Origin of the sequence: Peribacillus butanolivorans (assembly GCF_001273755.1) — a bacterium.
GTDB lineage: Bacteria > Bacillota > Bacilli > Bacillales > DSM-1321 > Peribacillus > Peribacillus butanolivorans.
In genome coordinates this window covers 1,609,730-1,623,405 of record NZ_LGYA01000001.1, presented here as the reverse complement: position 1 = coordinate 1,623,405, position 13,676 = coordinate 1,609,730, and the positions used below count along the sequence as shown (strand labels likewise).

Annotated in this window: 13 protein-coding genes and 1 pseudogene; 2 read left to right on the top strand and 12 right to left on the bottom strand. The window is 35.4% G+C overall.

The window, feature by feature from the left end:
• Positions 1 to 133: 133 nt before the first annotated feature.
• From AKG34_RS07750 to AKG34_RS07725, 6 genes are all read right to left on the bottom strand, one after another.
• On the bottom strand, positions 134 to 577 hold the full coding sequence (locus AKG34_RS07750) for a hypothetical protein (protein ID WP_053345552.1): 444 nt from the start codon (positions 575 to 577) through the stop codon (positions 134 to 136).
• Between the two features lie 21 nt (positions 578 to 598).
• Positions 599 to 1,423, bottom strand: coding sequence for a DUF3100 domain-containing protein (locus AKG34_RS07745; protein WP_053345551.1), 825 nt, complete (start codon positions 1,421 to 1,423; stop codon positions 599 to 601).
• Positions 1,424 to 1,501: 78 nt separating this feature from the next.
• Positions 1,502 to 2,722, bottom strand: a complete 1,221-nt coding sequence (locus AKG34_RS07740; protein WP_053345550.1) for a M20 metallopeptidase family protein — start codon at positions 2,720 to 2,722, stop codon at positions 1,502 to 1,504.
• 1,164 nt (positions 2,723 to 3,886) lie between these two features.
• On the bottom strand, positions 3,887 to 4,240 hold the full coding sequence (locus tag AKG34_RS07735; RefSeq protein WP_083450709.1) for a PepSY-associated TM helix domain-containing protein: 354 nt from the start codon (positions 4,238 to 4,240) through the stop codon (positions 3,887 to 3,889).
• A gap of 535 nt (positions 4,241 to 4,775) precedes the next feature.
• The gene (locus tag AKG34_RS07730) at positions 4,776 to 4,967 is read right to left on the bottom strand and encodes a hypothetical protein (protein ID WP_053345549.1); all 192 of its coding nucleotides are present in this window, start codon (positions 4,965 to 4,967) and stop codon (positions 4,776 to 4,778) included.
• 1,019 nt (positions 4,968 to 5,986) lie between these two features.
• The gene (locus tag AKG34_RS07725) at positions 5,987 to 6,427 is read right to left on the bottom strand and encodes an Lrp/AsnC family transcriptional regulator (RefSeq protein WP_053345548.1); all 441 of its coding nucleotides are present in this window, start codon (positions 6,425 to 6,427) and stop codon (positions 5,987 to 5,989) included.
• 139 nt (positions 6,428 to 6,566) lie between these two features.
• Between AKG34_RS07725 and AKG34_RS07720 the strand changes: the two genes are divergently transcribed.
• Positions 6,567 to 7,166: a DJ-1/PfpI family protein gene (locus AKG34_RS07720; protein WP_053345547.1), complete on the top strand. Its 600-nt coding sequence runs from the start codon at positions 6,567 to 6,569 to the stop codon at positions 7,164 to 7,166.
• Between the two features lie 244 nt (positions 7,167 to 7,410).
• Here AKG34_RS07720 and AKG34_RS07715 read toward each other — a convergent pair whose 3' ends face one another.
• The 3 genes and pseudogenes from AKG34_RS07715 to AKG34_RS29590 all read right to left on the bottom strand — a co-directional run.
• A complete protein-coding gene (locus AKG34_RS07715; RefSeq protein ID WP_053345546.1) occupies positions 7,411 to 7,626 on the bottom strand; it encodes a hypothetical protein in 216 nt (71 codons plus the stop codon).
• A gap of 60 nt (positions 7,627 to 7,686) precedes the next feature.
• Positions 7,687 to 8,658, bottom strand: coding sequence for an alpha/beta fold hydrolase (locus AKG34_RS07710; RefSeq protein ID WP_236694886.1), 972 nt, complete (start codon positions 8,656 to 8,658; stop codon positions 7,687 to 7,689).
• 71 nt (positions 8,659 to 8,729) lie between these two features.
• Positions 8,730 to 8,895, bottom strand: a pseudogene (locus AKG34_RS29590) (IS1595 family transposase); the annotation flags it as partial.
• A gap of 489 nt (positions 8,896 to 9,384) precedes the next feature.
• Between AKG34_RS29590 and AKG34_RS07705 the strand changes: the two are divergent.
• Complete coding sequence (locus tag AKG34_RS07705; protein ID WP_053345545.1) at positions 9,385 to 10,038, top strand: hypothetical protein; 654 nt, start codon at positions 9,385 to 9,387, stop codon at positions 10,036 to 10,038.
• A 150-nt stretch (positions 10,039 to 10,188) separates the two neighbouring features.
• Here the strand turns inward: AKG34_RS07705 and AKG34_RS07700 are convergent, their stop codons facing one another.
• The 3 genes from AKG34_RS07700 to AKG34_RS07690 all read right to left on the bottom strand — a co-directional run bounded on the left by AKG34_RS07700 (position 10,189) and on the right by AKG34_RS07690 (position 13,649).
• On the bottom strand, positions 10,189 to 11,811 hold the full coding sequence (locus tag AKG34_RS07700; protein WP_083450708.1) for a long-chain-fatty-acid--CoA ligase: 1,623 nt from the start codon (positions 11,809 to 11,811) through the stop codon (positions 10,189 to 10,191).
• Positions 11,812 to 11,959: 148 nt separating this feature from the next.
• Positions 11,960 to 12,364 carry a PaaI family thioesterase gene (locus AKG34_RS07695; RefSeq protein ID WP_053345543.1) on the bottom strand — a complete coding sequence of 135 codons (405 nt, stop codon included), beginning with the start codon at positions 12,362 to 12,364 and terminating at the stop codon, positions 11,960 to 11,962.
• Between the two features lie 82 nt (positions 12,365 to 12,446).
• Positions 12,447 to 13,649, bottom strand: a complete 1,203-nt coding sequence (locus AKG34_RS07690; protein WP_053345542.1) for a thiolase family protein — start codon at positions 13,647 to 13,649, stop codon at positions 12,447 to 12,449.
• Positions 13,650 to 13,676 lie beyond the last annotated feature (27 nt).

Sequence of the window (13,676 nt, the reverse complement as noted above, 5' to 3'; positions counted from 1 at the left end):
CATTTTTTTGCTATTAATATTAAGGTAAAACTGTGCCTCCCATTAAATATACGTTCAAAAGTCGCCATAAACTCTTTCGATTTTTCGTTTCCTTGGTTTTAAGTCAAGTACGGAGCAGCACGATCACGAATACTTAATGAAATTTACCAGTTAATCTAAAACCGATTTCTGCAACAAGAGTTGACAGTAAAAATGTTCCTGTGTATACAACTAGTGAAATAACAACTATACGCCATCCTAATTTTTTAAACTCTTTCAAATCTTTCCCGAAAGATAGGCCGGCATACGCTAAAATAGGTGTTGCCAAGGCCATAAAATTAACTTGTTCCGTTACTTTTATGATTGATGCGTTTCCTGGAAAAATCGGCGTTGTAATCAATAATGCTAACATTGAAACCCAAACAACAATTGGTAGTTTAATAGGGATGATTTTTGCGAAAAAGAACCCTAATATCGTAACAGCAACAATGATCATCATACCTGGTAATGCGTCAATAGGCGAAACATTATATCCAACCCAATTTCCCATAATGGCTATTATTCCAATAATAATAAAAGTCAATATTTTATCTTTCATATAAAATCTCCCCTTTATGTCCTATGCTCCAATATTTTTCATTTGATCTTTTTTTGACTTTCGCCCTAAAATAGGTTCAAATTTGTTGTATAAATAGTTTGTAAAAGGAAGAGAAAAGAATACACAAATATACGTTCCTAAAATTGTTGTAATTAAGTTAGCAGCACCAGCAAAAACTGCAATATCCTTTGCGGATTCTGGGAATATAACGGCTAATGCTCCAGACATGGCAGCCATCATACTACCTGAACCTACACCGGCACCCATGGCTAGTGAAATTGGGTGAAACCAACCAGTTTGAGCCAAAAAACTTGCTAACACTGACAGATATAAAGCTCCAAACAAAGTACCACAAACATATACTCCAAGTGCTCCCCGTCCTTCTGGTGAATCAGAGCCATATTTTTCAGCAATAATAGCTAAGTTAGGTTCTCTATCAATTGAAAAAGTAGCACCGACTGCTTCTCTTTTCATTCCAAGAAGTAAAGCAATTGGTAAACCTAATAGGATTGTCCCTGCAAAATGCCCCAATTCTTGTAATCCTAAAGAAATCCCCGCATCAAATATCTTCGGCAATGATGGCCCCATTAACATTCCCAATTTGGCTACAAAAAGCATGAATGAAATCCCTAAAATATTGGCGGCTACATTCATTTCTTTCATTTTTAAAATTTTTAAAGAAGGTAAACTAATAACCGCTCCGATAATTAATGCATACAACATTGGAAATAATGCAATAGCTCCAATCCCTATGTTAAACGTTTTTACGCCGATAAATTCTGTAACACAGACTAATATCAAAACAAATAAATGAATTTTCCAATTACGCAGAGAATTTTCTTGCACTTTTTTACACTCCTTTTCTACAAATAGAGCTGATTCTAAAAAGGAAAACCAACACTATTATTGCTTATTATTTTTTACTTATTGAATTTTTTCAGTAGTATTTAATGCTAGTCCAACGATAAGAGAAATCCCTTGGATCATCGCTTTTTCATCTGGTAAAAATACGTCACTATGTAGCTTCATAGGATCCTCTGGGTTTTCTCCTACTCCTAAGAATACAAATGTACCCGGGACTTTTTCTAGATAGAAAGCAAAATCTTCACTTGCCATACTTGGTTTACTCAACCACTGCACTGAGTTTTCTCCAAATAATTCAGTAGCAATAGCAGCAGTATGTTCATTAAATTTTGGATCATTCATTGTAACAGGATACCCCACTGTAAAGTTATAGTTTATTTCAACTTCTAATTTTAGAGCGGAAGCTACTCCCTCGATAATTCGTTGAATACTTTCAGCCACTTCCTTACGAGTGTTCGCATTAAGTGTTCGTACAGTTCCTTTAAAACTAGCTTTTTCAGGAATGATATTATAGCCATCTCCCGCTTCGATTGTTCCGATTGTAATAACAACAGAATCTACTGGATCTGTTTCTCTGCTAACAATTGTTTGTAGAGCTGTTACAACATGAGCAGCGCCCACAATAGCATCTACTCCTTGATGAGGTGCTGCCCCGTGACCTTGTTTACCTTTTAAAATAACATCAAAAGAATCCATACTTGCCATAATCGCACCATTTCTAAAACCGTATATTCCAGTTTCTAACTCAGGCCAAACATGAAAAGCAAAAGCATGGTCAACGGGAGGATTACTTAATACACCTTCCTCAACCATCATTATTCCACCGCCCTTCATCTCTTCAGCAGGTTGAAAAATGAATTTTATCGTACCCGAAATATTATGCTTATTTTGAGATAAAATATTAGCGGCAGATAGTAACATTGCAGTATGCATATCATGTCCGCAAGCATGCATAACCCCAGGATTTTTAGATTTGTAGCTTACATCTGTTTTCTCCTGAATAGGTAAAGCATCAATATCCGCTCGTAAAGCAAGCACAGGCCCCTCTTTCTCTCCACGAAGAATACCAACAACACCTGTCTTAGCTACTCCCGTTGTCACTTCAATTCCAAGCTCTTTTAAATAATTCGCAATAATTTCAGCCGTTTTATGCTCTTCAAATCCAAGCTCAGGATTTTCATGGATCATTCTTCTTAATCTCACAGCTTCTTCAAATATTCCAGATGTTTGCTCTACTATTTCAGCTGGCTTTAATGAATTTGAAAAATTTTTGATACTCATCATCATCATCCCCTAAAGAAAAATATACACAAAATATTCTTACTATAATAATAATATTTTAGTTAGATAAACTTTCATTATTATAAAAAAATGATTTCTCTAAAAAAACCCTATAATTCGATAACTCTTAATAGATATTGTTATACTACCATTTCAAATATTAACTGTAAATATTGAAAATACAAAAAAATCATTATTCGCAATAAGTGAGTGTTCAAAAAGGAGAACAAAAAGAGTTAGATGTTCGGGAGCGACAATTTTTAGGACCTGATCTTATGGAGTTAATAAGCGAGGAGCGGACTTGAACAAGACAAGGAAAGCTAAAAGAGTTAGCTTTTTTGAGGACGGGTACAACTTTAGAAGAAGGTCATAAAAAGGCTGGTGTAAAAACTACTTTCTAGAAACTTTGAGAATCAGTTTTCTGACGTTAGCCTTCCCTCTTATCTGTAATAAAGTACCCTATTGGTTTATTGGTTGGCTAAAACTGAACGATCTTCAAGGTGCATTGCCAAAGTATAAGCATTGGACAATAGTCTTCCAGCGATAACAACTAAAGATAGTGTTGAGAATTAAAACTAGAATTCGAACACACCTCGATCCTCATATCAAAAGAAAAAAACTTTCGTGCTGAAACAGAAGCTATTCTAAATGACCAATTTCAACAGCAAGCAGCTGTTTAAGCAACCAACGATATCACCGATAAAGTAGATCTAACTTAATTAGCTAACTCCAAATTACAAATGAATAGCACCCTTTGATGTTTAATGCAGGGGCATATCCTCTTTTTTAGCTGTTTTACATACTCCTTGAGTCAATTACGACATCTAAGGATCACTACTTTCTTAACCTACCCTTTTAGTTCTAAAAAAAGCAAAAATAGAAAGCTAGTTTACATAAAGGAACAAAATACGAAAAAGCCCTTTTTTCTTCAAATAAGGGCTTTTCCTGTTAAAATGTACCTTTACGAACGACTTTACTATAAAAGGCATGATCTAAAATTGAAAAGAATCCAATCAAACTGTTCACAAACCTATCATCCATCAATCTTTTTTTAATTAAGCGACATCTTTGAACTCTCCCGTTTTGAGTAAATAATTTTTCTTACAATTTACTTGACAGGGATATAAGCGATAAGATAACAAGGGATTTCACATCGCCGTGAGTTTATGCTACGGCTCTCGAGTCGATTTTCTGTTTCCGTTTGTTCTTGTTCTTTTTCTTATACCACCACATATAAACACCAGTGAACATCAGTATAGATGGAGTAAGACCACCGATAGCATACAAAATTTTAGTGAATAAGCCACCAAAACTACCAGTATGTAATGGAAGGTGCCATGTTTGATACATAAGCCCACTATTAACACGTGGATCTAGCTTGCCCACTACTTTTCCGCTATACTGATCTAACCATACTTTTACATTTCCATTCCCTGGATCGAATGAACCGCTGAGACGAAATTCCACTGCGCCTTCTGGAGTTCCTCTTTCCACCTTATCGGGCATTCTAACTTGCATAAGTGTTCCCTGAGGCACTGCTTTTTCAGCCCTACTTAACAATTCATCAAGTGGATCTACGTGTTTTCATAGAAATGCCTTCTTTCCAAAAGTAGTATGAAATTATGAATGATAATCAATAATATAAAGAGAATGATTATCATTGTCAATAAAAACTTGTAAAAGGCTACACAACCCTTATCTGATAATCTTTAGATGACCCTAACTATAATAAAAAGAGATGCCCCAAAAGTTATACTTTTGGAACATCCACTTTTAGAAAATGTGTTCAAAAACTTGTAATTTTTCCTAGAAACGTTCGTGGTGCTAAAACCAGCTGTATTCCCCAATGGCTTTCACGAGATCTTCTTCTGTTTGATATGAAGAAAAATGCGCTGTCTCTGTTTTGAGATACGAAAAGCAAGATTCGATACAAGCATTATCAAGGCAAATCCGTCTTTTCCTGATTTCACTCTGATTGTACTATACATTAATGTTCAAAAATAAAATTAACTCCTAGCATAATACATGCTAGGAGCTAAAATTTTATTCTTTATTAATAAGCCTTGTCATGTGAATATTCAAGTGAGATACCTCTTTTTAAGGCTGATTGTTCAATCAATCTAATTTCATGATACATAGCATTAGATAAGATTCCTTTTTCTATGTTCTTATTTATTTCATAAAAGAATCCGGTCAATAAATCTAAAGGTAGTCTATCGTAAAGAGAACTTTTTTCTTCCTCCATAAAGCACCTCCTAATTCAACTATACAAAAAATTAGCATCAATTGAAAGCGTTTTCTTTTTTTATCAAAGACAACTATGTTTTAGGCAGGAAACTAAAATGAAAGAATAATCTACCAATCTTCCATCATACCAATACAAATTTCAAAAAACAGGATATACTCTCCATCTGAGTAAAATGCGGGAGGTATAGCCGGTATTTCAGATATATAATGAAGAAGCAGATATGCTTAAAAGCTTGGCGGAACGTGCCATGCAAGAATTAACGGCAATTCCCCTTATTCAGAAACCACCTGCCTAACTTGTAATGGAGGAAGCGCATATAACTCTTTTTTCCTTTTATCGCATTAAAAAATAACTAACCGATGCGATTAATATATTGGGTAGCCCAATCAACCAGAAAACAAAGCACTTAATACCAATGAGATTATCGGAACAACCCTAGTAATTTTATTCAATAAAGTGAAATCGCTTAAAAATACTGAAATGAGAAGAGCTACCACCACGATACCAATTTCTTCATTAACAATACCCCCTTATTGTTTTTTACTTTTTATAATCTTCATTTTTTTCCTTTTAATTATACATTATAATATTTATAAATTTTAACAATTTATTCAACCTCCACCGTTAACTCATAAGAAAAAGAGCTGCTGAAGCAACTCCCTTATTGAAGTATAGCCCTCTTTAGTTGAAGATTTACGCTTACGAAGTATTAGGATTCTTTACTTGTTCGGAAAAATAATTATTACCATTCGATTTTTCAAATAATATTCCACCACCCTTTATAGGATTACTTTCAAATATTAGTCCTCAAAATCCTAGGTGAATGAAAAACAATCTTAATGGATCCTTCACATGAAATCTCCATTAGAATAATAGATACATTTTGAATAAGTGGCCTTTTATTTGTCCCTTCCAATGCTAGTTCTTTAATTAAACTTGTTTGAATAATCGTCTGTCCATATCAAAAATAATTGCTTTGTTCAATATATTCTTTACTCATGACAACATAGCTCAAACTATTGTTCTTCCGCTAAAAAAGGATCAATTATCTTTTTTTTATGGGAAGATAACACAATGTTTGTTGAAGGTGTACCATATTGCATTGACGCATCGATAAATTGTTCTAAACTCTCGACAGAATGTGTTGCTATTTTGATAATATAGCTAATTTCTCCTGCTACTCGATAACACTCTAGTACGTCCGGATGGTTATGACAAAAGTTCGCTAATGCTTTACATTCCTTCGACTCGAACAATATAATAGCACACATTGGTCGATCCATTTTTTTCAATGCGACATGTGCATGATAACCTTCAATAATTTGCTGCTCTTCTAGCTTTCGAACACGCTCTGTAACTGCCGGAGAAGATAAATGAACGACTTCTGCTAATTCCTTCATGGAAATTTTGGCATTTGATTGCAATTCCCTCACTATTTTTTTATCTATTTGATCCATATTTCCCCTCACCTTTTTTTATTAAATAGAATATACTAAATTCTTTATTATTTAAATGAAAATAAACTAATATCCTTTTTGAACTTATGTAATATAACTTTGTATGCTCATATAATAAAGACATTGGAGGAGATATAGGATGAAAAAAATATTATTGTTATTAGCTAATGGCTTTGAAGCTGTCGAGGCTAGCGTATTTACAGATGTGCTTGGTTGGAATAAATGGGAAGGGGACGGTTCGACTGAGGTTGTGACAGTCGGTCTTCGGGACAAGTTAACTTGCACATGGAATTTCACCGTCGTACCCGAAAAAACAGTTGATGACATTCAATTAGATGATTTCGATGCACTGGCTATTCCTGGTGGATTTGAAGAGGCCGGCTTTTATGAAGACGCATTCAATGAGTCATTTTTAAACGTTATCCGGCATTTTCACGCAAAACAGAAACCTATTGCTAGTATTTGTGTTGCATCATTAGCACTAGGTAAAAGTGGAATTCTCATAGATAGAAAAGCTACAACTTACGATCATCCAACGAGTAAAAGAAAAGAGCAGTTAAAGAATTTCTGCACAAACATACAAAATGAGAGAATTGTTCTTGACGACAATATTATTACATCTTCAAATCCAGGTACCGCTTTTGATGTGGCATTTCTATTGCTGGAAATGCTGACATCTAAAGAAAATGCACATCATGTTAAAGACCTCATGGGATTTGTCTATACAAAAGTACAATAAAGAAATGCAAAGTAGAAAGAGATGAAATAATATAAGAGCATGCTTTGATCAAATCGTTTTTCAAAACATGCTCTTTCTTTCTGCTCATTTATGAAGGTTTATTACGATTATCAAACATTATTATAAAGCTACAATTATCTCTAAGTGCTTGTTTGTTACTTGGTGATTGGTGATACACGAAAGTGATATTCATCGACTCTTTAGCTTCTAAATAAGTTCAAAGCATATTTGTGCAAGCTTTTTCCTAAACCCCTTCACGTTTTTTTTGTATTAAATAGAATAAATTCACATATCCAATTTTGTTGCCTTCATATCTCCGTACTGTAAGTTCAAGTTGACCAATGGTTGTTCCGTTTTCCTTCATCAACACAAACCCTTCACGGTATAAAGCAAGATGCTTTTCAAGCCAACCAAAATATTCATCTTCGTTTCCGAAGTCTTTATCTGTACCCAAACTCACATTGAAAGAATCTCTCCGAAAAGAGAATCTTAATCCCGATGATTTTTTTGAAATGAAGATTTAATTCGTCTTTAGCAGTTTTAAACTTTCCATGAATTTTTCTGATTCTTTGTCTATTCGTTCATTTTCGATATTATGAACATAATGGGAGCAATCTAATTTAATTAGCTTCCCGTTATCGGCATTACTGATAAAATCCTTTTGAATGCTATTCCACGTATTTCCATCCCAACCCGTTCCCTGACCATTCGATGAAAACAAAAGCATAGGGACATATGGCATTCCACCTTCTTCGACTTTTTTTGCATTTGTTTTTATCTCATCTACCTCATTGATCATATTTTTAGTCGATGTTCTACGATAAAAAATCACTTTATATAATTCTTTTTCCTCATCTGATAAAGTTCCGTATTTTATTGCATCGCTTTCGGAGAGGTTTGGAATCCACCTCGTTAAACCAGTATTTGCAACAAAAGCACCTAATCGAATAAGGGGCATATTTATATAATAACCTTCATATGCAGCAGGAACGGCCATATCTAATCCTATAATCGCTTTTACTTCATCAGGATATTCTTGAGCCCAATACAATGCTTCAATGCCAGACATAGAATGAGGAAATAACATATATGGTCCTTCAACCCCTGATTTTAGAAGAGCTCCCCTTGTTTCAGATAGGATTGTATCAATATCTCGGGCAGAATTTGTAACCTCACTAAATCCATAACCTGCCTTTTCAACAACAACAATTTTATATTTATCGCTTAACAAAGAATATAGTGATTTAAAATCTAATATAGATGAGCTCGTGCCACCGCCTGACATAAAAACAAGAGTTTCATCTCCATTTCCTTCTATATAAACGTGCATTTGATGACCATTCACTTCTACAATTTTCCCAATTGGAATAAACAGTTTATCTTCCTTCGATAATTGTATTTTATGATTAATAAAACTGGAAATAAATAATAATACAAAAATCCCAAAAATAATTGTAAATATTATCATCATATGTTTTAACATCTTCTTCATATTTACCTCCATTGTGGGTAAACCTCTTTCTTATTAAACTGAAGCACCTAGTTAGTTGATTAATAGAACTTCTAATATTGATACCTACTTAAAGAGTAATAAGTTTCATATTGGAAATAAATAACTTTGCAACATCATTTTACTTATAGAAGCATTATCACTTCTATGTTTCATATTATCGAGGAATTGAAACCAACTCAAATAATGGTCAAGGCTTTTTGTTGCCACACCATTAAATCATTGTATTTAGCTAATCGGATGTGATAATTATTGGATAATTATTACATTATGAATTTGATAAATCCCCTTAATTTGTTATTTACCATCTGAGGTTTACGCCATTTAATGGTCTTTTGTTCGATTTCTTTTAGCAAATAGAATAGTCAATATAATAAATAAACTAATAATAAAAACAAGTCTTAAAAAGTCAAATACCTCTAACTCTCCCATATCCAAATTTTAACACATAATATAAACTCATATTAAACTAACCTGTCACTTTCAGGTGCTTCATCCCACCATTGGCGAAAAAATGATATATTATAGTTTGTTACATCAATGGTTTAAGACAAGGAGGGATGAGATATCCATAAAAGATGGGTCATATCAACAATTGCAGGATTTATACTTATTTTAGTAAGTGTATTAACCTTCTATTATTTCGACAACCAAAATAAATCGGAAAAACAGAAAAATATAGAAGCTAAGGAAGTCAATATTCCTGAGGTGCAGGAATATGGTGGGAGCCATCTCGATAAAGTTGGCGATAAGGTCCATCAAAAAAATTGGGGAACTTTCACTTTACTAGAGTCAAAGTCAATAAATGAGTCGTTTGAATTAGCACCTATGGTCATCACAATCAAGGATATCCGCATGATTCAATTATCTTCCCTCGAAGAAGAGGCAAAGGAAGAGCTCAAGTCCTATACGGGATTAAGTTTTGAAGAAGCTTATTCAATTTACTATAAAGAAAATTTAAGCATGGAGGAAATCGAACAACAGGCTGCGTGGTCTAAAACGGATATAGGCGAAGAGGTTTCTTATCTTGAAATAACGTATTCTGTGAAAAATAAAGACTCCAAAGAGCTCCAATTTTTCAGCATGGAAAATGTTACATTTAATAATGAACTTACATATAATGTGCCGTTAAAAAATTTCATCCACTCCGGGGATACTTTAATTGGAACAAAAAAAGTCAGTCGCTCAGATTACCAACCAGGGGAAACAAGAAAAGGCATTATTAGTTTATTAATTGATTCAGAAGAAAACATTGATGAGCTCACTTCCTTTTCATTTACTACAGATGATATAGCAGATGGTGTTTCTCATGAATTATTAGTTAAGGGGACTTCGTTTACGATTTCTCTAAAAGGAAAATAGATTGGTAGTTATTAAAAAACGATAGAAAACCCTAAATAAGGTTAACCTTTTTAAAGTTCCCCTTATTTAGGGTTCTTTCTTGATGTTTATATGAATAGTAAGCTCTGAATCACTTATTACAGTCCCAAAGTTTTTTAATAACAAGTACGCTTACCTTTCACCTTTAGTTATTGTAGTTTGCTTCTCCATTTCTTCTTCCAATAATATTCGCCGCAATATTTTCCCTACGGTAGATTTCGGCAATTGTTCCCTGAACTCAAATCTACGTGGTACCTTATATCTGGCCAAACGTTTATAGCAGAAATCCATGATTTCCTGCGCCGTTACACACACCCCTTTCTTTAGGACAATAGCGGCTTTGACTGTTTCCCCTCGATATTTATCTGGTATTCCAAAAACACATGCTTCCTCTACGCTCGGGTGCTGATAGATGATATCTTCCACTTCAATTGGGTAAATATTGTAGCCGCTAGCAATAATCATATCCTTCTTTCTGCCTACAATATAGAAATATCCTTCTTCATCCATCCTCGCGATGTCCCCAGTATATAACCAACCGTCCCGCAAAGCCGTTGCAGTTTCCTCAAGATTTTTCCAATAACCCTTCGTCACCTGCGGGCCTTTAATGATCAGTTCACCAGCCTGACCAGTTGGCAATTCATTTATCCCTGTTTCGATATCCACAATTTTAGCATCGGTATTAGGATACGGGATTCCAATACTTCCTGGCTTTCTTTGACCTATCACAGGATTCCGATGAGTGGTAGGTGAAGTTTCCGACATACCGAATCCTTCAGATATCGAAATACCCAATTTTTCTTCAAATTGATTAATGACTTCTATCGGGAGAGGGGCTGAACCGCAGCTACAGTATTTAAAGCAACTTAAATCGTCAGCAGTCAAATCTGGATGATTTAGTAAAGCGATATACATAGTCGGAACGCCTGGGAAAATGGTTGGCCGGTGTTTCCTAATTAAATCTACCACCTTGTTTAATTCAAACTTTTCTAAAGTGATATAAGTCGATCCAGCATAAACTGAACTATTCAAACGGCCATTACCAAAAACATGAAATAATGGTGTCAATCCAAGCATACGCTCACCAGGGATTTTGAGTTGAAGGGCATTTGCCGTAAATGTAAAGTCTTGATGGACATTGGAGATTAAGTTAAAATGTGTGAGCATGACCCCTTTAGACTTCCCTGTTGTTCCTCCAGTATATTGAAGAACAGCTAGATCTTCTTTAGGATTAATATCCATTTCAGGAAGATCCTTATTTCCTGTCACACTCCAAGAATAAAGGCTGTTTTCCAACATATTATTAGCTGAAATAATCGTAAACTCGTCAGTCAAACCGATTTGCTTTAACTTTTTCTTTTGTTTATCATGCCCAATAAACCATGTGGCTTCGGAATCCCGTAAAATATAGTCTAATTCATTTGGCTGATACAAGGGATTTACCTGAACAACCACACCACCCAAACGATGAATTGCATAATAGGCGATAATATATTCTAGACAATTTGGTAGCATGAGTGCTATACGATTGTTCTTTTGAAACCCCCTATTGTATAAATCCGCAGCAAAACGATCTGATGCATTCTTCAATTCCAAATAAGTTAGTTCCTTCTCACCATCAATAACTGCTTTATTAGTAGGGTATAGTTGAGCCGAATGTTCTAATAAATCGTATAATGACAATAATGGGATCTCAATTTCTAAAGGAGTCTCTTTCGGATAAAATTCATGCCAAGTTCTAATCAATTCCCTCACTCCTATTACTTTTTCTACAAATAAAAGTGGAACTCTGCAAATTATGTAAGAACCAATCCTTTCTTTGGCTCTTCTTTATTAAACCTTTATTAGTGATTCTTGACTATCACTTTAACCTGAATTTCATTGACAATCGGACATACCATTTTCATTTATCACGAATTAGTTTAAATATCCCAGTGCCTTTTGCAATAATATTACCTTTGGAATCTTTAATTTCTCCCTCTGTAAAGGCAATTTTGTACCCTTGTTGAAGGACTTTTGCTTCCGCAAATAATTCTCCTGATGACATACTGGCTAGATAATGGACAGTTAAGCTTGTCGTCACAACTTTAGATTTAGTCACAGTACGAGTCACCATTCCAAGAATAGTATCCAGCATGGTAGCATGAATGCCTCCGTGCAGTGTTCCATTTACATTGAGTAAATGTTCTTCGATATTAAGCTTTAAAAGAACATTCCCTTCTTCAAATCGAACGATTTCAAACCCTATATGTGAAAAGAATGAACTACTTTCGAATAGGTTGCGAATATCCTCCACTTTAACAGGCAAAATGTCACTTCTCCTCTCTAGTTCCCTTGTTATTACATCCTTCTACCTTATGTACCGAAAGGAGAAGAAACATAATGAGTTTCTACTCCTTTAATGGCCATTTAAATCGTTCGATCAAAATGGCCATTCCTTGGCCGCCGCCTACACAAAGGGTAGCAATTCCATATCTTTCTTGCCTGCGTATCATTTCATGTATTAATGTTGTCACGATACGGGCACCCGTTGATCCAACTGGATGTCCGAGTGCTATAGCGCCTCCATTAACATTGACCTTGTTTTCATCAAGGCCTAGCTCCCGAATCACTGCCAATGCCTGTGAGGCAAACGCTTCATTTAATTCGAAAAGGCCAATTTCTTCTACTTTTTTCCCGGTGCGTTCCAATAGTTTCCTAACGGCTGGCACCGGACCGATTCCCATCACTTCAGGAGAAACCCCCGCAGTCGCCCAGTCTATAATCTTTGCAATTGGTTTTAATTGTAACCGTGTAGCCTCACTCGCCTTCATTAATACCAATGCCGAAGCTCCGTCATTTCGACCACATGCATTTCCAGCGGTAACCGTTCCATTTTCTTTGAATGCCGGCTTTAAGTTTGCAAGCTTTTCACTAGTGGTGTCAGGGCGAGGATATTCATCTTTTTCAATTGTAATCGTACTCTTCCTATCAATAACCTGGACAGGAACTATCTCATCCTTAAACTTTCCTTCATCCATCGCTTTAGCCGCTCTTCGTTGGCTTCCAACAGAAAAAGCATCTTGTTCTTCCCTAGAGACCTTGTATCGTATTGCGACATTTTCAGCTGTGATCCCCATTCCTAAGTTTTCCCCGTAAATTTCTTGAGGTTGCTGTCCAGCTTCAGTATTTGAATCTACAAGTTTAGTCCGGTCTCCACCAAAACGAGCACTTCTTAAATAAATTGGTGAACGGCTCATATTTTCCGTGCCGCCTGCAACGACTATATTAGCTTGACCAGAGCCTATTTGCTGTGCAGCTGAAGTGATGGCCTGCATTCCTGATGCACATAATCGATTCACTGTAAAAGCGGGTGCAGAATCAGGGATTCCTGAACGAAGTGCTGCCACTCTCGCGACATTGGACGATTCAGTCGTTTGTCTAACCTCTCCCAAGATAACTTCATCGACCTGTTCAGCCTCTATATTTGCCCGTTTGATCGCTTCTTTGATGGCAATACTCGCCAAATGACCCGAACTAATTTCTTTAAACGCACCTCCGTATCGTCCAATTGGTGTTCGGACAGCACTCACGATTACAATATCTTCTCCCATTTCGTTCTCCCCCTTGAAATTTTTAAT

What these genes read in the sequence shown, in the direction of transcription:
- AKG34_RS07720 (WP_053345547.1), top strand. Translation starts at nt 6,567, where the DNA reads ATGAAAAAAATATTATTGTTATTAGCTAATGGCTTTGAAGCTGTCGAG.
- AKG34_RS07750 (WP_053345552.1), bottom strand. Translation starts at nt 577, where the DNA reads ATGAAAGATAAAATATTGACTTTTATTATTATTGGAATAATAGCCATT.
- AKG34_RS07690 (WP_053345542.1), bottom strand. Translation starts at nt 13,649, where the DNA reads ATGGGAGAAGATATTGTAATCGTGAGTGCTGTCCGAACACCAATTGGA.
- AKG34_RS07710 (WP_236694886.1), bottom strand. Translation starts at nt 8,658, where the DNA reads ATGAAGAAGATGTTAAAACATATGATGATAATATTTACAATTATTTTT.
- AKG34_RS07740 (WP_053345550.1), bottom strand. Translation starts at nt 2,722, where the DNA reads ATGAGTATCAAAAATTTTTCAAATTCATTAAAGCCAGCTGAAATAGTA.
- AKG34_RS07735 (WP_083450709.1), bottom strand. Translation starts at nt 4,240, where the DNA reads ATGCAAGTTAGAATGCCCGATAAGGTGGAAAGAGGAACTCCAGAAGGC.
- AKG34_RS07730 (WP_053345549.1), bottom strand. Translation starts at nt 4,967, where the DNA reads ATGGAGGAAGAAAAAAGTTCTCTTTACGATAGACTACCTTTAGATTTA.
- AKG34_RS07725 (WP_053345548.1), bottom strand. Translation starts at nt 6,427, where the DNA reads ATGGATCAAATAGATAAAAAAATAGTGAGGGAATTGCAATCAAATGCC.